The organism is Rhizobium sp. R711 (assembly GCF_002211365.1).
GTDB lineage: Bacteria > Pseudomonadota > Alphaproteobacteria > Rhizobiales > Rhizobiaceae > Rhizobium.
This window is the reverse complement of the sequence record NZ_LOKZ01000038.1, coordinates 223,487-241,229: the sequence shown is the minus strand read 5'-3', so window position 1 is coordinate 241,229 and position 17,743 is coordinate 223,487. Positions and strand designations below refer to the sequence as shown.

The following is a 17,743-nucleotide window of genomic DNA, read 5'->3' as shown; positions in this document are numbered from 1 at the left end:
ATGCCAACAAGGGCAAATACGATCTTGCGATGATCGCGAAGTCACGCTCCGACTACTGGGCCGATCTCGACCGGGCGATCGAGACCGAGCGGACGCTGCATGGTCAGAAGCCGTTGAAGGAAGAAGATTGCCCGCTCTTGGCCTCCTGCACCACCAACACCAAGGCGATTCGCACCATCACCCGCCATGTCTGGGCCGACGCCCGCCAGCGCACCGATGCCCATCGTCTGACCCCCTGGGGCAAGGCGATCTACAAACGCCGAAAGGAGACGGTCGAACGCTCCTTTGCCGACGCCAAGTAGTTGCACGGCCACCGCTATGCCCGCTTCCGAAGTCAAATCCGCGTCGCATGCCAGTGCCTGCTGGCCGCCGCAGCCCAGAACATCAAGAAGATCGCAATGGCGCTGACCAAAGCACAAAAACCAAGCATGGCGTAAGCCAAGGCACCCTTCTTCATCTCCGACAAAACAAGTCTGAACAAAACCGGCGATCCCAAAAGCAAAACCCGCCGAAAATATCGACGGGTTTGTCAGCGGTCTGAAGGCCGGGCAACCGGCCTTTATCATTTCAAACTACCGAAGACGATCCGCCAGCAGGCCGATCGAGGCCGCGTCGGCGTTGGCAAAGGCGAGCCTGAGATAATGCTCCTGCCCTTCCCCGAAATAACTCCCTGGCAGGCAGACTACGCCGGCTTCCTTCGCCAGACGCTCTGCAACTGCGGCCGAGCTGAGTTCCTCGAAAGGATGGCGGATGAAAGCGAAATAGGCGCCGACGGCACCGATATCCCAGCCCGGTAGTTTCGACATCACCGTCCTCAGTGCGTCGGCGCGGCGCGCGATCTCCAGGCGGTTTTGCGCCCGCCAATCCGCAAGGATCGGCATCGCCGCGGCAACGGCAACCTGTGCTGCGCGCGGTGCGCAGATCTGCATGTTGTCCATGACCTTGGTGATCTCGGCAACGACGTTGACGCCGGCCGTAATCGCTCCAAGACGATGGCCGGGAATGCAGAAGGACTTCGAGAAGCTGTAGAGCAGGATCAGCGTATCTTCCCAGCCCGGGATGCCAAGCAGCGGATGCGGAGCGCCGTAGCCTTCGGGAAGGAAGTCGCGATAGGTCTCGTCGACGACCAGCCATGCTCCGTGTTTGCGGCAGAGCGTAAACAGCTGAAGCAGCAACTCAGGTGGATAGACGGCGCCCGTCGGATTGTTCGGCGTGACGACCGCCAGCGCCTTGGCGCCGCCAGCCAGAGCCCTTTCCGCCGACTGAACCTCCGGCAAGAAGCCATTCTCAGCATCGCACTCGACCAGAACACGCTTGATGCCGAGCATCGACAGCGTCGTCTCCTGATTGAAGTAGAACGGATTGGTCAGTGCCACGGTATCGCCGGAGCCGGCGAGTGCGATTGCCGCTGACATGAAGGCCTGATTGCAGCCCGCGGTGATATGAATGTTGGCAGCGGAAACCGACGCACCATAGACATCAGACATATGCTGGGCGTAGACATTTCGCAGCACGCCCTCGCCCTCGATCGGACCATAGCCCGTCGTCCTTGGCGAAGATGCCGCTTCGCCAAGCAACCGCAACATTTCGGGATGGGCTGGATAGCCTGGCACCGCCTGCGAAAGATCGACCAACGGCCCCTTGCCGCCCTTGTATTCGCGAGCCCAGGCGAGCACCGAGGGAATGGGCGGCGGAGACAGGCGAGAAACGAGCGGATTGGCAAGGGCAGACATGCAGATCTCTTATTGAACGAGGTGAACCATCACTCCTGCACGGAATGGGCCCACTCGGCAACAGGCATTCAAAAATGCTACCCAGGATCGTCAGGAACCGCAGCAGGCCTTGAGCTTCGACAGCTTCGGCACCTTGATATGTCTGTTGGCAACGATGGAGATCACACCGTCGGTTTTCAGCTTCGACATCTGGCGGGACACTGTCTCGATCGTCAGCCCCAGGAAATCGGCAATGTCGGCCCGCGACAGCGGCAGGTCGAATTGGCGCTTTTCGCCGACAGCCTCGGGATCGAGATGGGTCGCGATTAGAAACAGGAAGCTTGCGACCTTCTCCGCCGCCGTCTTGCGCCCGAGCGTCACCATCCAGTCCCGCGCCTCATCCAGCTCGCGCAGCGTCTGTTCCATCAGGCGCCCGGCAAGCGTAGGATTGTTTTTGACCATGCGCTCCAAGACAGCCTTTGGAATGCGACAGAGGTTGACGTCGGAAGCCGCCTCCACCGACACGTCATTCTCATCCGCATTCAGCCTGCCGAGAAGATCGGGTGCAAACTGCAGGCCGACGATCTGCTGGCGTCCGTCCTCCAGCGTCTTCGTGAGTTTCACGACCCCGCGGATCACGGTGGCATAGGATTCGACCGGCATCTTCTCGCCCGCCAACTCATCGCCGGATGCATGATTGACCAGGCGCGTATGCGCGGATAGCGCCAGCAGCTCGTCGGCGCTGAGTGCACCGCACATGCCCTTGTGGCGGACCTCACAGCTTATGCAACGCACTGGTATGTTTGAATTATGTATGTCTTTGCGCATCAAATCAGCTCCACGCAAAAACATAGACTACAGCCGCAGCGAGAGAACAGCGTTTTCTTGATCGCTATCAAAGTGTCGGCATTCGACGCCGGCCGCGCCGGCGGATCTTTTCGCGGCTGACCGCGGCACCAAATTGCCGCAGCCCCGACTTGCCAATTGCCCATAGAGCCGGTCCAGCTATAGTGATTTCAGACATTTCTGAAATGACAGACATAACGGAAACCGAAATGAACCTTCCGCCGCTTGTTCAATCCTTCGTTTTGCACTTCGGCGAGATGGGCTCGCGCTGGGGCATCAATCGCACGGTCGGCCAGATCTATGCGCTGCTTTACGTATCCCCTTCGCCGCTCTGCGCCGAGGAAATCGCCGATTCCCTCAGCATCTCGCGCTCGAATGTCTCGATGAGCCTGCGGGAACTGCAGACCTGGAACCTTGTCCTGCTGAAGCACAAACCGGATGACCGGCGCGACTTCTTCACTACACCCGACGACGTCTGGCAGATCCTGCGGACATTGGCGGAAGAGCGCAAGAAGCGCGAGGTCGACCCGACACTATCGGTCCTTCGCGAAATCCTGATGCAGCGGCCCGCTAGCGAAGCCGAACGCCATGCTCAGGAACGCATGAGCGAGATGCACGCACTGATCGAACAGCTAACGCATTGGTATGAAGACGTAAAACAACTTGAAACCGAGCGGCTTGCAACGCTACTCTCTTTAGGTGCGAAAGTGACAAAGCTGCTGGAGGCCAAGGACCGGGTCGTTTCGCTCGGACGCGGCCGCCGGCCCAATCCTGCGAACAAGAGTTAGCGCTATGGGGAGTGCTTACTTAGACGCAAATGGAAAGCAGGCTTTCGGCAAGCCGGCAAAACCTGTGCCCAGGCACGGCAGGTTGCGAAAGGCAGCTGCCTTCCAGACGCTGGCATCGCTCCTCTGGATCCCGCAGGCGGCAATTCTTGCCACTGCAGTCGGCCGCATCGCGAGCGGTGGCGGCTTCAACGACGTCTTGTGGCTCGCCGTCTATATCGCCCTGCTTGGGATCGCGAAAAGCTGTCTCGAGGCGGCTGGCGGCCGTATGGCATTTCGTGCAGCACGCGCCGAACTGACAGCGCGGCGCGAACTTGCCACGGCAGCCCTCGCCAGGCGCTCGCCGCTCGACAGCACGAGACCCAGCTCCGGCGAAGCCGCAAGCATCATCGGTGAGCAGGCCGAGATGATCATTCCATATCTTTCGCGCTTTCAGCAGGCGCGCTTCAAGGCGAGTGCCGTGCCACTCGCCATCCTGGCCTGTGTTTTCCCGATTTCGTGGATTGCCGCCCTCGTTCTCCTCGTCGCCATGCCGCTCATTCCGGTCTTCATGGCATTGATCGGCTGGCGTGCACAGGCAGCCAGCGAGAAGCAGCTTGCCGCGACCGGTGGCCTCAACGGCTTCTTGCTCGATCGCCTGCGTGGCATGGCCACGATCCGTTCACTCGGTGCCGTCGATGCGACCGCGACGAGGTTGAGGGCCGACGCCTCTTCGCTGAAGACTCGCACCATGGCTGTCCTGAAGATCGCCTTCCTGTCGTCGGCTATTCTGGAGCTCTTCGCCGCGCTCGGCGTCGCACTGGTCGCCGTCTACATCGGATTCTCCCTTCTCGGCGAGATCCGTTTTGGCGCCTGGGCCAGCGGTCTGGACTTGACCAGCGGCCTCTTCGTGCTGCTGCTTGCCCCCGCCTTCTTCGAGCCGCTGCGCGAACTCTCCGCCGTCTGGCATGATCGCGCCGCCGGCGAAGCTGCAATAAAGGCGATCGATGCGTTAAATGCGGAGGGCCTTCAACTGCCCATCGAGGCCGATGCCGCCGCAAGCGAAAGCGCGGGCGGTGCGATCCGATTGGATAATGTCGGCTTCCGCTATGACAAGGACAGCAACCCCGCGATCGAGGCGTTCAATCTCAGCATTCGTCCGGGCGAGCACGTTGCGCTGCTCGGCGCCAGCGGTTCGGGCAAGTCGACCCTGCTCGCATTGATCGCCGGCCATGCAGACTGCGAGACGGGCAGCGTCACGATCGACGGACAGCCCGCCAATCCCGCCCTCCAAGCCAAAATCGCCTGGGTCGGCCAGAAGCCGCACATATTTGCCGGCACCATCGCAGGCAACATTTCGCTTGGCCGGCGGAACGTTTCCACGCAGTCCGTCGCAGAAGCGCTCAATCTCGCAAAGCTCGGCCGCTTCGCCCGCCTTCACGCTCGCCGTCCGCTGGGCGATGGTGGTGCGGGAATATCCGGCGGCGAAGCGCTACGCCTCGCCATCGCCCGCGCCGCCTGCAATCCAGAAGCCTGTATCGTGCTTGGCGACGAACCGACCGCACACCTCGACGCCGAAACCGCAAACGAGATCACCGAGAGCCTGCTTGCTCTTGCCAAGGGTCGGACGCTGATCGTCGCAACCCATGATCCGCGGCTTGCTGCCCGCATGGACCGGACTGTCGTCCTCGATCCCGAGATTGCACGGGGGGCCGCGGAATGAGTGCATCGCTCTCCAACCTCAAGCCAATCGTCAGGCTTTTCCTTTCCGAACGCCGCCGTGGCCTGCTGCTCGGGGCCACGCTTTCGGCGACCACGGTATCGGCCGGGATTGCCCTGCTCGGCCTCTCCGGCTGGTTCATCACTGCAGCCGGTATCGCTGGACTTTCCGCGGCAACGATTGCGACCTTCGACGTCTTCATGCCGTCGGCCGGCATTCGCCTGCTTGCGCTCGGCCGCACCGCTTCGCGCTACGGCGAGCGACTAACCACCCATGACGCGACGCTGAGCGTACTCGCCGCTCTCCGCGAGGCCCTGTTCCGTGGATGGGCGGCACCCGGCGCCGCGCGCGAGCTTATACGCCGGCCGGCCGGCCTCCTCTTTCGCCTGACAGGCGACATCGACGCGCTCGATTCTCTTTATCTGCGGGTGCTGGTTCCGGCGGCGGTTGCGATCGTCGCAGCACTTGCCGCGAGCGTCGCTCTCGGCCTCATGAACCCATATTTCGGACTGGCTGTCGGCGGCGTCTTGCTTGTCGCGGGTCTCGGCATTCCCCTGTTCGCCGGAAGTCGAGCAGTTAAGCACGCCCGTCGACGCACCTATGGCATCGAAGCCATTCGCGCCCGCACCATCGACCTCGTCGCGGGACAGACCGACTTGCTGATGGCTGGACGCCTCGATGCCCAGCGGGCGGCAATTGCCGATGCCGACCGCTACGCCGCAAGTGCCGATCATCGCCTGAACAGCATCGAAGCCGGCGTCGCATTCGGTTTCGGCCTCACAACGACCGCTTTGCTCGCGGGTTCACTGCTGGCAGTTGCGGCGCTGGCCGGCGGGGGCGAAATCAGCCCGCCGGTCGCGACACTGGGTATCCTGATCACATTCACCGCAGTCGAACCCTTCGGTGCGCTGCGCCGCGGCGCCATGGAGCTAGGTCGCACCCTTCTTTCCGCACGCCGAATCGCGCCTCGCCTGTCGGCAAATGAAGAGGTACGCAGCAACACGACGCCCCATCCTGGATTTGCGTTTCGGTTGGAAGGAATTACCGCCGGATACGACGCGGAGACACCCGTGCTTCACAACGTCGACCTCAACCTGAAAACGGGCGCAAGACTAGCGCTGGTTGGCGCCAGCGGCGCAGGCAAATCGACACTCCTTTCGCTGCTTGCGGCCGAAATGCACACCCGCCAGGGAAGTGTCGAGTGCCTCGAAGCCACCCTGCTCACCCAGCGCACGCAGCTCTTTCGGGATAGCCTTCGCGGCAATCTCCAACTCGCAAACCCCGGCGCAAAGGATGTGGCATTGCGCGAGGCACTTGCCGCCGCTGGCCTCCTGCAGGATGTCGCCGCCCTGCCGCGCGGCCTCGACACGCCTCTCGGCGAAGGTGGCATGGGGCTCTCAGGCGGGCAATCACGCCGGCTTTCTCTTGCTCGCCTCTTCCTCCGCGACACGCCGCTCTGGCTACTGGACGAGCCGACGGAAGGTCTCGATGGCGCAACGGCGCGCGACGTCATGAACCGTCTGTCGGACAAAGCGTTTGGACGCTCGCTCGTCATCGCCACGCATATCCGTCGCGAAGCCGCAATAGCGGATGTCATCGCAGTGATGGAGGATGGGCGCGTCGTACAAGTTTCACGCCGTGGAGAGGCGGCGTTCGAAAAGGCTCTGAATCGGCTGAGACCGGACTGAGCCATACTGCATGACCGCCTGGCAATCCGGCTTGGCGGAAACTCTTCATACCCCGTGGGGTCGTGGGAGAAAGACAATGGAACTGGACATAGTCGCGCTATCGCGCTTTCAATTTGCGCTTACCGCGCTTTACCACTTTTTATTCGTGCCTTTGACGCTCGGGCTCTCAGTGCTGCTTGCCATCATGGAAACCGTCTACGTCATGACGGGCCGCCAGATCTGGCGGCAGATGACGAAGTTCTGGGGCATACTCTTCGGCATCAACTTTGCGATCGGTGTTGCCACCGGCATCGTCATGGAATTCCAGTTCGGCATGAACTGGAGCTATTACAGCTACTACGTCGGCGATATCTTCGGCGCACCGCTCGCAATTGAAGGGCTGATGGCCTTTTTCCTCGAGGCAACCTTTGTCGGCCTGTTCTTCTTCGGATGGGACAAGCTTTCGAAAGTCGGTCACCTGGTGGCGACATGGTGTGTGGCGCTTGGCTCCAACTTCTCGGCGCTCTGGATCTTGGTCGCCAACGGCTGGATGCAGAACCCGGTCGGTTCGGCGCTCAATCCGCAGACCATGCGCATGGAAATCACCAGCTTCTTCGACGTGGTCTTCAATCCCGTCGCCCAGGCAAAGTTCGTCCACACCGTCTCGGCGGGCTACGTCTGCGCCTCGATCTTCGTGCTCGGCGTTTCGGCCTGGTACATGCTGAAGGGCCGTCACCTTGAAATCGCCAAGCGCTCGATGACGGTGGCCGCTTCCTTCGGCCTGGCGTCGGCCCTGTCAGTCGTCGTCCTCGGTGACGAGAGTGGCTACCTCACCACTGAAAACCAGAAGATGAAGCTCGCGGCCATCGAGGCCATGTGGAAGACGGAACCGGCACCCGCTGCCTTCACCGCCTTTGGCTTCCCTGATCAACAGGCCCGCGAAACACATTTTGCCATCCACATTCCATGGGTTATGGGCCTGATCGGCACGCGCTCGCTGACAACGGAAATTCCGGGCATAGACAAGCTTGAGCAGCAGGCAGAAACCCGCATCCGTGACGGCATAAAGGCCTACGATGCGTTGATGCAGATCCGCGCCGCCCCAACGCTTGATGGGGTTGCACCAGCGGTCCGCGCTTCCTTCGAAGATCTCGGCCACCAGCTCGGCTATGCCCTTCTTCTCAAGCGCTATGTCGACGATCCACGCCAGGCAACCGACGCACAGATCACCCAGGCCGCGCGCGACACCATCCCGCATGTGCCGACACTCTTCTGGGCGTTCCGCATCATGGTCGGGCTCGGCATGTTCTTCATCGTCCTGACGGCCACCTTCTTCTGGCTGTCGGCGCGGCGCCACTTGGACAAGTACCCGCTCCTGCTGAAGATAGCCGTCTTCGCCATCCCGCTTCCCTGGATCGCCATCGAATCTGGCTGGATCGTTGCCGAGATCGGCCGCCAGCCATGGGTTATCGAAGGTGTGCTGCCGACGGCGATGGCCGTGTCGAGCCTTGGGGCAAGCACGGTTCTGCTGACAATCTGCGGCTTTGCCGCGCTCTACACCACGCTGATTATCGTCGAGATGACGCTGATGATCAGGGCAATCCAAAAGGGACCGGAGCCGGACAATGAGCCGGAAGCCGATCTGATCTCCGAAACCCTCGTTCCAGCCGCGGAGTGACCATCATGATCCTGCACCAACTCATAGACTATGAAATCCTGCGCTTGATCTGGTGGCTGCTTCTCGGTGTGCTCCTGATCGGTTTTGCCGCCACTGACGGTTTCGACCTTGGTGTCGGCATGCTGCTGCCCATCGTCGCCAAAACGGATACGGAGCGTCGTGTCGCCATCAATACGATCGGCCCCGTCTGGGAAGGAAACCAAGTATGGCTGATCGTCGGCGGAGCCGCCACTTTCGCCGCCTGGCCCCCACTCTACGCTGTGTCGTTCTCGGGCTTCTATCTTGCGATGTTCGCGATCCTGCTGGCGCTCATCCTGAGGCCGGTCGGCTTCAAGTACCGCTCGAAGCGTGAGAGTGCGCGCTGGCGCAACAACTGGGATTGGGCGTTGTTTATCGGCGGTTTTGTGCCATCGCTGATCTTTGGCGTCGCCGTCGGCAACGTACTGCAGGGCGTACCCTTCCGCTTCGACCCGGCTGACATGCGTATCTTTTACGAAGGGTCATTCTTCGGATTGTTGAACCCCTATGCGCTGCTTTGCGGCCTGCTCTCGGTCGCCATGCTCATCATGCACGGCGCTTCCTGGCTGGTCTTGAAAGCCAGCGGCCCGGTCGCTGAGCGAGCAAGAAGCTATGGCAGCTTGGCCGCGGTCGCCGTTATCGTGCTTTTCGCGCTCGGCGGTATTTTCCTTGCGCTCGGAGTGAACGGTTACAACATCACCAGCGAGATCAACCCGGCCGGCCCCTCAAACCCGCTTCTGAAGACCGCCACACACGACGGCTCCTGGCTGGCGAACTACCGAGTCTATCCGTGGATGATGATTGCGCCGGCTCTTGGCTTCCTTGGAGCAGCGGCAGCGTTGCTCGCGATGCGGGCAAAGTGGGAGGGTGCGACCTTGCTCTTCAGCAAGCTCTCGATCTTTGGCATCATCTCGACCGTCGGTCTCTCGATGTTCCCGTTCATCCTCCCATCCTCGCTCGATCCGAATTCGAGCCTGACGGTATGGGATGCGTCCTCGAGCCACACGACGTTGTTCGTTATGCTCGTCGTGTCGCTGATCTTCCTGCCGATCATCCTCGCCTACACCGCCTGGGTCTACAAGGTCCTTTGGGGCAAGGTCGACGAAGCGACGGTCAACGACAAAAGCGGCCACGCTTACTGAAGGAGAAAGACGATGTGGTACTTCGCATGGATCCTCGGCCTGCCGCTAGCGGCCGCTTTCGCTGTCCTCAATGCCATGTGGTATGAGCTTATGGACGACGAGGCAAAAAAGAAGAAGCAATAGCGACCTCGCATGTCTGCAAAACAATTGAGGGCGCGCGCTCCAAAGCCGCGCCCCTGCTCTACATACATGGGCCATATCAGGATCTCGGCTATAGACAGGAAACGTACCGCTGAGCCCGTAGCAGCTCAGTAGCTTGCCTCGATGAAAATCCGAGCCAGAGCTTCGACGCCCGCCTTATCCTCCGCGTCGAAGCGCGATGCGGTCGGGCTGTCGAGATCGATCACCCCCAGGATCTTGCCATTGTGATGAAGCGGCACGACGAGCTCCGAGCGTGAGGCGGCATCGCAGGCGATATGCCCAGGAAAGGCATGCACATCCTCAACGAGGATGGAAGTCCCCTTCTCCACCGCGGTTCCACATACTCCGCGGCCAACGGCGATTCGAACGCACGCGGCCTTGCCCTGAAATGGTCCGAGGACCAGTTCCTTTTCCGATTTGAGAAAGTAGAAGCCCGCCCAATTTAGATCCGGCATCATCTCGAACATGAGAGCCGACGTATTCGCAGCATTGGCGATCGTGTCGGTCTCGCCATGCAGCAGACCCTTCAGCTGCTGGCAAAGCTCCCGGTAGAATTCGGCCTTGTTGGCGGAATTTATCGTCGCAGCCTGAAACATATCCGTTATCGCTTCTGTTTGCGTGGTGAGCGTCGATATAGGGACACAGATACCGATTGCCAAACGCAATCGTGATCGGCAGGACGCGCGACGATATCACTAGATGGCGATACTTGTTACCAGCCATCTTGCCGGTCGATGATCCGACTCTATCTAGTGAGTGTCGCGACCTATTATGGATCGCGAACCAAGCCGGCCGGCAGCTGCGGTTTGCGCACGGCGATGTCAGGCGACGGTCACGTTAAGCGCCCGCCGCCCCCATTAGGGCAATCCGATGAGCGGCGCAGCTCTCCACTGGAGGCTGCCATGAGATCATGAAAGCCGCTCGGCCAGGCAGATAGATCCATTGATTTCAAGCAGAGGTAAGAACGATGACACCGGAAGACAGACGGGCGGTCTTTAGCCACCGCCAGATAGCGGCAATCATAGAAGGAATCATGCAGGAAGACGGCACCGAGGAGCCGATCATGGGAAAGTCGCTTGGCGAGGCGATCCTCTTCGTATCCGAAGAAGCGGCGACCAGCGCGTCCAGCGCCCATGTCATTTACGGCGAGAACGGCTCGCTCAGCTATACTGATTGCCTGAGCGTTTATCGCGACTACGGCGTGGCTCTTCGCCAGACCCCGAATTGAGACCGCGTGCTGGGCGCCTCACGCCCGGCACTCCTCCCGACAAGCAGAAGGACGCAGTCGATATGGCGAAGCGAAGTGCAGGCCTGCTGATCTACCGCCTCCATGACGGTGACTACGAGGTTCTGTTGGTTCACCCCGGAGGCCCCTACTGGGCAAAGAAGGACGTAGGAGCGTGGTCGATCCCCAAGGGTCTCGTCGAAGAGGACGAAGATGAACTTGATGCAGCGAGACGCGAAGCCCGCGAAGAGCTGGGGATAGACGTCGAAGGCAGCTTTCATCATCTCGGCGAATACAAGCAGCCCGGTGGCAAGATCGTCGCGGCCTGGGCTGTCGAAGCCGACATCGATCTTGAGGCAATCGCCAGCAATCACTTCCGGATGGAGTGGCCGCCGCGCTCTGGGGTGATGGCGGAATTTCCCGAAGTCGACCGAGCCGAATGGTTCACACTGTCTGATGCCGAGCAAAAGATCTTGAAAGGACAGCAACCGCTGCTCGTGGATTTCCTTCGACGGCGGTCACAGAGCCCGGTGGAAGCATATGTGAGCTAAGAACCGATGACGGCCGCGCTCGCGATTGTGCATGGCAGCTATTCGCGATCGGCTATCGCTTTGCCACTGGCTGTCCCTAAAAGTTAAAGGACCCTCCTCCAGACGAATCTGATTCATGACAGCCCCTTCTTCAGTACTGCGCGGTGTTCTCGTCGCGTTTGGCGCCTATGCCGTATTTGCCTTCAGCGATGCATCGATCAAGATCCTTCATGGCGGCGTGCCTGCCTATCAGATCGCCTTCGTCGGCGCACTTTTCGGCTGTGCTGCACTCCCCTTCATCAAAGGAAGGGGCGATTCCTGGTTCGATGTCCTCAGGAGCACGAACCGCCCTTTGTGGCTGCTAAGGTTCGCCTGCGGTGCGATAGGGGCGATCGCCTCGATCATCACATTCACAAAACTGCCGATGGCAGAAGCCTTCTGCCTGTTGTTTCTTCTGCCGTCGTTCGTGACAATACTATCCGTTATCTTCCTCGCAGAAGATGTGCGCTGGCAGCGCTGGGCCGCGGTGATCGTCGGCTTCATCGGTGTTCTGGTCGTGCTGCGTCCGGGCTTCCGCGAGTTATCGGTTGGCCATCTAGCGGCGGCGATCGGTGGTTTGGCTGCGGCAATCTCGATCGTCGTGATGCGCAAGATGGGTCCAGCCGAAAAGCGCCTGTCGCTATATGGTGCCGCACTGCTCGGCACGATTACCGTCAGCGGCGTCCTCATGCTGTCCGAGATGGTTGTTGCGACCCCACGTCAATGGCTTTTCATCGCAAGCTATGGCCTGCTCGGCGCCGCCGGCAACGTGCTGCTGATGACCGCCGCGCGGCTGGCGCCGGCAAACCTCGTTGCCCCTCCCCAGTACAGCCAGATGCTCTGGGCAATCGCATTCGGATATCTGATCTTCGATGATACGATCGACCTTCCGATGGCGGCCGGTATCGTTCTGATTGTCTGCTCGGGCTTGCTGACACTGGCTCGTGAAAAGAAGCGCGGAACGCCGTTACCGCGGGCCGTCGTTTCGGCCGACAACCAGGCGCCGCTTGCAACCTCGACCAACGAGACCGTCGAGGTAGAGCGACCAGCTCAAACTGCTTCGCACGCGGTTTCTCAAGCCTAAAAAGAAACCGCCTTCGCCGGGGTCGAAAGCCCTTGGCAAAGGCGGTTTCTAATTGCTCGGAGTCTGGCGATCGTCGTTAACGGCGCAGGACCGGGCAGCCACGGACGTTGCCGAAGCTGATTTCATCCGCGCCACGGCGCGTCCAGCCCTCGACGATCACACGGCGAGGCGTGACATCGACCACGCGTGCACGACGGAAGCCGTAGTCGCGTGCGATGTCTTCTGCAAGGCGCGGGTCACAGCCACGCACACGCGGTGGGGGCCGATCGTAGTCAGGCGGTGGGGGACGGTAGTAGCCGGGGGGCGGTGGCGGGCGACCGCTGCCAATGTAGACGTCTACCTGGGCGGAAGCCGGTGCAACCGCTCCGGCTACGGTGCCGGCAGCGAGCAGCGTCGCAAGGCCCGCTTTGGCCAGAAATTGCATCATTGAAAGTTCTCCATCAGGGTACGGAAGGGCCCGCCCCACTACACTCTTCCCGGCAAGGTCAGGTGCAACCTCTCCGGATTTGCGCATTCATATGCGATTCGCACAAAGCAGGCTGAAAATGGCGCGGCCAAGGCAAGCCGAGGGCGCCATTGTGGATGAAACAATTTAGCGGCGGATCAGCGGGCAGCCACGAACGTTGGCGAAGACCATCTGATCCCAGCCCCGGTAATTCCGGCCGGAGACGACGACACGGCGCGGTGTAACATTGGTGATGCGCGCGTAGCGCAACCCCGCAAAGCGCGCCTTCCGAACAGCCTGCACTGGCGAGCAGGCATACACGGGACGATATTGGACGCTGACGACAGGCGGGCGTCCCAGTTCGGAAGCCGAAGCATTCGGTGCCGCGAACGGAATCGAGGCCAACGCGATGAGGGCGGCAAACGAAGCCTTGGCGAGGAAATGGGTCATGATACTACTCTCTGAACGATAACTTGCATCTCCCGTGCGGGATTCTGCAGACCATAACCCTATGAAAATGAACGATCTTCGAACCGGCCGTTCAGTTGCGGTTCAGCCACCGAGATGCAGCACGATCTCGCGCCGATGTGGCCGGTCGCGGTGTTCGAACAGGTAAATCCCCTGCCATGTGCCAAGCGCGAGCCGACCGCCGATAACCGGAATACCGATGGAAACCTGGGTCAGTGCGGCCTTGATATGCGCCGGCATATCGTCAGGTCCCTCGGTAGTATGAACAATCCAACGCATCGAGGGATCGGAGCTCGGCGGTACCAATCGCCGAAAGAATGCATCGAGGTCGGTGCGAACATCCGGATCGGCATTCTCCTGGATGAGCAGCGAGCACGAGGTGTGGCGCGCGAACACTGTCAGCAGCCCCTCGGCCGCGCCATTGGCGCGAACGAAGGAGACCGCTTCCGGGGTAAATTCGTAGAGGCCCTGGCCTCTGGTGGAAATGTTGATGATCTTTTGGGCCACGGCCACGATTCCACCTACGTCTCTTTTGTCAGACGTGGCGTCGAGCTGCCCTCATGTCAATGCAGGTTTCCCCGCTGCTATCCTGCTCAAAGCTGCAGGAAGGGAACGAACCCACCAAAGATCATCCGTTTGCCATCGAAGATCGACTTCCACTCGTCGCCTTGAAGACGAGGATCCGCCATCACTTTCGTCATGATCTCGTCCCGCGCCTGACGTGAGTCATAGACGATCCAGGAAAAGATGACGACTTCATCGTCCGCCGCCTGCACAGCGCGCGGAAACGAGGTCAATTCCCCATAGGGCACGTCGTCTGCAATGCATTCCACATACTCCTTGGCACCGTATGACTTCCATACCGCGCCGGTCGTGGCGGAAAAGGCCTTGTACGCCTCGATGTTCTTCTGCGGAACGGCGACGACGAACCCATCGACATAGGACATGTTTTTCTCCCTTCTGCGTTGTTGCACGTCCAAGGACGAACGGAGTTGGCTTGGACCGACATCCCTCTGCGAACTAAGATTAGGCAGGATCGGCGACAGGCAAGTGAGTTGCCGCAACTTCCGTACAGGAATGCAGATGGTGAAGATCAATGTCGCTGCGCTCGATGAGGTCTACGCCGGCTGAGCGCCCGACAGCTCGACAAGCTGCGCCCGATCCCTTGGTTGCGCCTGCATGTCGGCCTTCTGGCACTGTGTTGTGACGCGCAATGTTCGAAACTGTTCCACGAGAAAATCGACAAGCGCCCGAACTGCCGTCGGCAGTCCTCGCGATGCGGTGAAGACGAGATAGATTGTCGCCTGCGACATCTGGTGATCCGGCAGAAGGCGGACCAACCGGCCGTCGCGTATTCCTTCTGCACAGATATGGTCGGGCAGAAGCCCTACCCCGACGCCGGCATAGATAGCCTCCAGCACTGCCGAGACGCTTCGGCAGCTCATGCGAGGTTTGTGCTGGTGCCGGTATCGAGTGCCATCCGGTCCGGTGAATTCCCAGACGTCCAAGTCCTGCCACTCTGTCAGCGGCCCGGCAAACGATACCGTTGGAGCGTCGGCAAGACATTCGACGCCTTCGATCGACGGCAGCGAGCTCGCCACCTTCTGGTTGGCGACAAGAATCAAATCCACCTTGCTGAGCACCCGCATCGTTAGCTCGGAATCAGTCTCCTCAATCAATTGCGCGCGAACCGCAAGATCGAGACGCTCATCTATGACGTCGACCCGTCGATCCGTGGTGAGTATCTGTAGCTGAACCTTGGGGTATCGATTAAGAAACTCCGGAATCATCGCGCCAAGCGAGCCCTCCAGCAATCCGGAAGGCATGCTCATACGGATTAGTCCCTGTGGCTCGCCTGTTGCATCGTTGATTGCCTTCGCCGCGCGATCTGCTTCACGCAACATGTTTTCGCAGTGATTGTAGAAGGCGCGCCCGATCTCCGTTACCCGGAACCGGTTTACCGTCCGCTCCAGCAGTCTGACACCAAGCCGCGCCTCCAGCGCAGTAATGTGCCGGCTGAGCTTCGATTTCGGCATATTCAGCACTCGCCCGGCAGCAGAGAAACCGTTGTGGCGAACAACTGCGGCAAAATAGACGAAATCGTTCAGATCCTGGAAAACACCCTCTGCGTTGAGCATCTGGGCACCTCTTTCGATAAACGCGATGGCCTGCAACTGCTATCGCTTAGCGTTCCCGACGGGCGATGCCAACCGTCCAACACAAGTTTTCGTTCCAAATTTGGAACACTGCGTTCCAATCGCTGCCCTTCAAACCAGTCGCCGCCGGGACTATCTGCGGGGAGATTTCCTTTGGCGCCATTGCACTGATGGCGCCAAACGCGCTCTCTCGAGCCTCCGAAAACAGCGTTGGTCATCCCGATATCCGCCGAACTGCGGCGAGAGTCGATTCTGCGCCTATGTATTTGATATTGTTACATAAAAACCACATTGAAGATCAAAAAGCTGTCGCAAGCACGGTTTTCGTTGCCGGGAGAATTGATAGATTTAATCAAGGATGAAATGAAGGCTTCAGCGGTTCGCTGATCCGCCAGCCGAAAGGCAAACTATCGGAACGGCCCCATCTCCCGAGGCGGCGGTTCAATCGAAAAGGAAATGGATTTTAAATGAACATACGGATGGCTTTGTTGACCTCCGCAGCAGCATTTGCTGCTGCGTCCACGCCGGTCTTTGCTGCTGACGCAATCGTTGCAGCCGAACCCGAGCCGGTTGAATACGTCCGCGTCTGCGACGCGTACGGCACAGGCTACTTCTACATCCCGGGTACCGAAACCTGCCTCAAGGTTAGCGGTTACATCCGCTTTCAGGTAGACGCTGGCCCCGATGAGAAGGGCACGTCAGACTGGAACGCAAAAACCCGCGCTCAGGTTCAGTTCACGGCCAAGAGCGACACGGAATATGGTCCGCTCACCGGCGTAATCGTTCTGCGTAACAACGGCGACAACGCTTCGACCAATTCAACCCTGGATTCTGCCTACATCGACATCGCTGGCCTCCGTGCCGGTCTGTTCTACTCCTGGTGGGATGACGATCTTTCTGGCGAGCCGGATGTTCTCTCCAGCTTTGAAACGCTGCACAACTCCATTCGCTACCAGTACGAAAACGGCGACTTCTACGCCGGCATCAGCGTAGACGAGCTGGAAGACGGCTACTTCAAGACCGGCGAAAACCCGAACAACGTCGGCGTTGCTCTCGGCGTTGGCGGCAAGGCCGGCGTGGTCAGCTATCAGCTCATCGGCGGTTACGACACCGACAACGAAGAAGGTGCGGTCCGCGGCATGATCTTCGCTGATATCGGCCCTGGCACGCTCGGCCTGGCAGCTGTCTACGCGTCTGGCCCGAACTCCTACTACTCTCAGTCGGAATGGACTGTTGCTGCCGAATACGCGATCAAGGCAACCGACAAGTGGACCATCACCCCGATGGCCCAGTACTTCGGTAACTACGTGCCTGATCTCGACAACTTCCACGGCGACTCGTTCGACGGTCTTGGCGACGCATGGAAGGTCGGCATCACCGTCGACTATCAGATTGTCGATAACCTCTACGCCAAGGCAACGGTGGACTACACCGATCCAGACGACGCCGACGAAGTAACCAAGGGCTTCTTCCGCCTGCAGCGCGCGTTCTAACTTGAAATCCCGGCGCCCTGGATCAACCTGGGGCGCCGCTGAAGTATTGCGTTTTCTGATCCGATTGACCTCCGATCAGTGACGGGGATTGGTCCGGTTTCCCTGCCGGACCAGTCCTTGTTTCCTTCCAAGCGTGCCGCTCTTCCGCGGCGAAATATCTGCCCTTAGGGCGGACCGTCCTCACGTACGACCGCGGCTCCCTTGGAACGACGCTAGCCTGGCAATTCCTCGATAGAATCGACCCGATCGGGATAGAAAGCCAGATATTCGGCGATCTCACTGACGGCCGCATACGGACTTTCATAGGTCCAGACCGCATTTGCGGAGCGTTCACCGCCCAAAACGATATCAAAATACGAAGCCTCCCCCTTGTAAGGGCAATAGGTGTGGTGATCACTTCGAGTGAAAAGCGCCATGTCGACATCGGTGCGCGGTATGTATTGCACGGCGGGATAGGACGCTTCTTTCAGCGTTAGCGCCTTGCGGCTGTCGGCAATGATGTGCCCGCGCAGCTTTACGACGACGCGCGCCGGATTTGGTCTGACCGTGATTGGATGATCGGGACCCGGAATCTTCATCGGTTGTGCGGACATCGGCAGCTCCTTTCAGTCAGAA

The 17,743-nt window shown here is 59.9% G+C and carries 19 protein-coding genes and 1 pseudogene; 11 read left to right on the top strand and 9 right to left on the bottom strand.

Translation table 11 applies throughout. The features are described from left to right. Positions 1-140: 140 nt before the first annotated feature. Positions 141-437: pseudogene (locus ATY80_RS27305) on the top strand (transposase); the annotation flags it as partial. A 135-nt stretch (positions 438-572) separates the two neighbouring features. Here the strand turns inward: ATY80_RS27305 and ATY80_RS27300 are convergent. Together ATY80_RS27300 and ATY80_RS27295 are read right to left on the bottom strand one after the other, a co-directional pair. Continuing rightward, positions 573-1,733, bottom strand: coding sequence for an aminotransferase (locus tag ATY80_RS27300; protein WP_088695402.1), 1,161 nt, complete (start codon positions 1,731-1,733; stop codon positions 573-575). A gap of 90 nt (positions 1,734-1,823) precedes the next feature. After that, positions 1,824-2,471: a Crp/Fnr family transcriptional regulator gene (locus ATY80_RS27295; protein WP_088695401.1), complete on the bottom strand. Its 648-nt coding sequence runs from the start codon at positions 2,469-2,471 to the stop codon at positions 1,824-1,826. Between the two features lie 296 nt (positions 2,472-2,767). Between ATY80_RS27295 and ATY80_RS27290 the strand changes: the two genes are divergently transcribed. The 6 genes from ATY80_RS27290 (at position 2,768) to cydX (ending at position 9,670) form a co-directional block, all read left to right on the top strand. After that, positions 2,768-3,346: a GbsR/MarR family transcriptional regulator gene (locus ATY80_RS27290; RefSeq protein ID WP_088695400.1), complete on the top strand. Its 579-nt coding sequence runs from the start codon at positions 2,768-2,770 to the stop codon at positions 3,344-3,346. Between the two features lie 4 nt (positions 3,347-3,350). Continuing rightward, positions 3,351-5,045, top strand: a complete 1,695-nt coding sequence (cydD, locus tag ATY80_RS27285) for a thiol reductant ABC exporter subunit CydD (RefSeq protein ID WP_088695399.1) — start codon at positions 3,351-3,353, stop codon at positions 5,043-5,045. Further along, positions 5,042-6,730, top strand: coding sequence for an amino acid ABC transporter ATP-binding/permease protein (locus tag ATY80_RS27280; protein WP_088695398.1), 1,689 nt, complete (start codon positions 5,042-5,044; stop codon positions 6,728-6,730). Before cydD ends, ATY80_RS27280 begins: the two co-directional genes overlap by 4 nt. A 76-nt stretch (positions 6,731-6,806) precedes the next feature. Beyond that, positions 6,807-8,387 carry a cytochrome ubiquinol oxidase subunit I gene (locus ATY80_RS27275; protein WP_088695397.1) on the top strand — a complete coding sequence of 527 codons (1,581 nt, stop codon included), beginning with the start codon at positions 6,807-6,809 and terminating at the stop codon, positions 8,385-8,387. A 5-nt stretch (positions 8,388-8,392) separates the two neighbouring features. After that, on the top strand, positions 8,393-9,547 hold the full coding sequence (gene cydB / locus ATY80_RS27270; protein WP_088695396.1) for a cytochrome d ubiquinol oxidase subunit II: 1,155 nt from the start codon (positions 8,393-8,395) through the stop codon (positions 9,545-9,547). A 12-nt stretch (positions 9,548-9,559) separates the two neighbouring features. After that, positions 9,560-9,670, top strand: a complete 111-nt coding sequence (gene cydX / locus ATY80_RS27265; RefSeq protein ID WP_018857158.1) for a cytochrome bd-I oxidase subunit CydX — start codon at positions 9,560-9,562, stop codon at positions 9,668-9,670. 125 nt (positions 9,671-9,795) lie between these two features. Here the strand turns inward: cydX and ATY80_RS27260 are convergent, their stop codons facing one another. Beyond that, positions 9,796-10,284: a GAF domain-containing protein gene (locus tag ATY80_RS27260; protein WP_088695395.1), complete on the bottom strand. Its 489-nt coding sequence runs from the start codon at positions 10,282-10,284 to the stop codon at positions 9,796-9,798. A 371-nt stretch (positions 10,285-10,655) separates the two neighbouring features. On the opposite strand from ATY80_RS27260, the gene ATY80_RS27255 reads away from it, so the two are divergent. The 3 genes from ATY80_RS27255 to ATY80_RS27245 all read left to right on the top strand — a co-directional run bounded on the left by ATY80_RS27255 (position 10,656) and on the right by ATY80_RS27245 (position 12,566). Beyond that, entirely contained in the window at positions 10,656-10,916 is a 261-nt protein-coding gene (locus tag ATY80_RS27255; RefSeq protein WP_088695394.1) for a hypothetical protein, read from the top strand. 62 nt (positions 10,917-10,978) lie between these two features. Beyond that, complete coding sequence (locus tag ATY80_RS27250) at positions 10,979-11,464, top strand: NUDIX domain-containing protein (protein ID WP_088695393.1); 486 nt, start codon at positions 10,979-10,981, stop codon at positions 11,462-11,464. A 115-nt stretch (positions 11,465-11,579) separates the two neighbouring features. Next, a complete protein-coding gene (locus ATY80_RS27245; RefSeq protein ID WP_088695392.1) occupies positions 11,580-12,566 on the top strand; it encodes a DMT family transporter in 987 nt (328 codons plus the stop codon). Positions 12,567-12,642: 76 nt separating this feature from the next. Here the strand turns inward: ATY80_RS27245 and ATY80_RS27240 are convergent, their stop codons facing one another. From ATY80_RS27240 to ATY80_RS27220, 5 genes are all read right to left on the bottom strand, one after another. Next, entirely contained in the window at positions 12,643-12,993 is a 351-nt protein-coding gene (locus ATY80_RS27240; protein ID WP_088695391.1) for a hypothetical protein, read from the bottom strand. Positions 12,994-13,158: 165 nt separating this feature from the next. Continuing rightward, positions 13,159-13,461 (bottom strand): hypothetical protein, encoded by a 303-nt coding sequence (locus ATY80_RS27235; protein ID WP_088695390.1) that lies wholly within the window; start codon positions 13,459-13,461, stop codon positions 13,159-13,161. A 102-nt stretch (positions 13,462-13,563) separates the two neighbouring features. Beyond that, the gene (locus ATY80_RS27230; protein ID WP_088695389.1) at positions 13,564-13,986 is read right to left on the bottom strand and encodes a secondary thiamine-phosphate synthase enzyme YjbQ; all 423 of its coding nucleotides are present in this window, start codon (positions 13,984-13,986) and stop codon (positions 13,564-13,566) included. A gap of 86 nt (positions 13,987-14,072) precedes the next feature. After that, complete coding sequence (locus ATY80_RS27225; RefSeq protein WP_088695388.1) at positions 14,073-14,426, bottom strand: DUF1428 family protein; 354 nt, start codon at positions 14,424-14,426, stop codon at positions 14,073-14,075. A 171-nt stretch (positions 14,427-14,597) separates the two neighbouring features. After that, a complete protein-coding gene (locus ATY80_RS27220) occupies positions 14,598-15,617 on the bottom strand; it encodes a LysR substrate-binding domain-containing protein (protein ID WP_088695425.1) in 1,020 nt (339 codons plus the stop codon). Positions 15,618-16,102: 485 nt separating this feature from the next. Between ATY80_RS27220 and ATY80_RS27215 the strand changes: the two genes are divergently transcribed. Then, positions 16,103-17,128, top strand: coding sequence for a porin (locus tag ATY80_RS27215; protein ID WP_088695387.1), 1,026 nt, complete (start codon positions 16,103-16,105; stop codon positions 17,126-17,128). Between the two features lie 212 nt (positions 17,129-17,340). Here ATY80_RS27215 and ATY80_RS27210 read toward each other — a convergent pair whose 3' ends face one another. Next, positions 17,341-17,721, bottom strand: a complete 381-nt coding sequence (locus tag ATY80_RS27210) for a DUF427 domain-containing protein (protein WP_088695386.1) — start codon at positions 17,719-17,721, stop codon at positions 17,341-17,343. Positions 17,722-17,743: the final 22 nt, after the last annotated feature.

Excerpts from the sequence above, each read along its gene's own strand:
- ATY80_RS27250 (WP_088695393.1), top strand. The coding sequence starts at position 10,979 with ATGGCGAAGCGAAGTGCAGGCCTGCTGATCTACCGCCTCCATGACGGT.
- ATY80_RS27280 (WP_088695398.1), top strand. The coding sequence starts at position 5,042 with ATGAGTGCATCGCTCTCCAACCTCAAGCCAATCGTCAGGCTTTTCCTT.
- ATY80_RS27240 (WP_088695391.1), bottom strand. The coding sequence starts at position 12,993 with ATGATGCAATTTCTGGCCAAAGCGGGCCTTGCGACGCTGCTCGCTGCC.
- cydX (WP_018857158.1), top strand. The coding sequence starts at position 9,560 with ATGTGGTACTTCGCATGGATCCTCGGCCTGCCGCTAGCGGCCGCTTTC.
- ATY80_RS27220 (WP_088695425.1), bottom strand. The coding sequence starts at position 15,617 with ATGCTCAACGCAGAGGGTGTTTTCCAGGATCTGAACGATTTCGTCTAT.
- ATY80_RS27235 (WP_088695390.1), bottom strand. The coding sequence starts at position 13,461 with ATGACCCATTTCCTCGCCAAGGCTTCGTTTGCCGCCCTCATCGCGTTG.
- cydB (WP_088695396.1), top strand. The coding sequence starts at position 8,393 with ATGATCCTGCACCAACTCATAGACTATGAAATCCTGCGCTTGATCTGG.
- ATY80_RS27295 (WP_088695401.1), bottom strand. The coding sequence starts at position 2,471 with ATGTGCGGTGCACTCAGCGCCGACGAGCTGCTGGCGCTATCCGCGCAT.
- ATY80_RS27245 (WP_088695392.1), top strand. The coding sequence starts at position 11,580 with ATGACAGCCCCTTCTTCAGTACTGCGCGGTGTTCTCGTCGCGTTTGGC.
- ATY80_RS27300 (WP_088695402.1), bottom strand. The coding sequence starts at position 1,733 with ATGTCTGCCCTTGCCAATCCGCTCGTTTCTCGCCTGTCTCCGCCGCCC.
- ATY80_RS27260 (WP_088695395.1), bottom strand. The coding sequence starts at position 10,284 with ATGTTTCAGGCTGCGACGATAAATTCCGCCAACAAGGCCGAATTCTAC.
- ATY80_RS27225 (WP_088695388.1), bottom strand. The coding sequence starts at position 14,426 with ATGTCCTATGTCGATGGGTTCGTCGTCGCCGTTCCGCAGAAGAACATC.
- ATY80_RS27210 (WP_088695386.1), bottom strand. The coding sequence starts at position 17,721 with ATGTCCGCACAACCGATGAAGATTCCGGGTCCCGATCATCCAATCACG.
- cydD (WP_088695399.1), top strand. The coding sequence starts at position 3,351 with ATGGGGAGTGCTTACTTAGACGCAAATGGAAAGCAGGCTTTCGGCAAG.
- ATY80_RS27290 (WP_088695400.1), top strand. The coding sequence starts at position 2,768 with ATGAACCTTCCGCCGCTTGTTCAATCCTTCGTTTTGCACTTCGGCGAG.
- ATY80_RS27255 (WP_088695394.1), top strand. The coding sequence starts at position 10,656 with ATGACACCGGAAGACAGACGGGCGGTCTTTAGCCACCGCCAGATAGCG.
- ATY80_RS27215 (WP_088695387.1), top strand. The coding sequence starts at position 16,103 with ATGAACATACGGATGGCTTTGTTGACCTCCGCAGCAGCATTTGCTGCT.
- ATY80_RS27275 (WP_088695397.1), top strand. The coding sequence starts at position 6,807 with ATGGAACTGGACATAGTCGCGCTATCGCGCTTTCAATTTGCGCTTACC.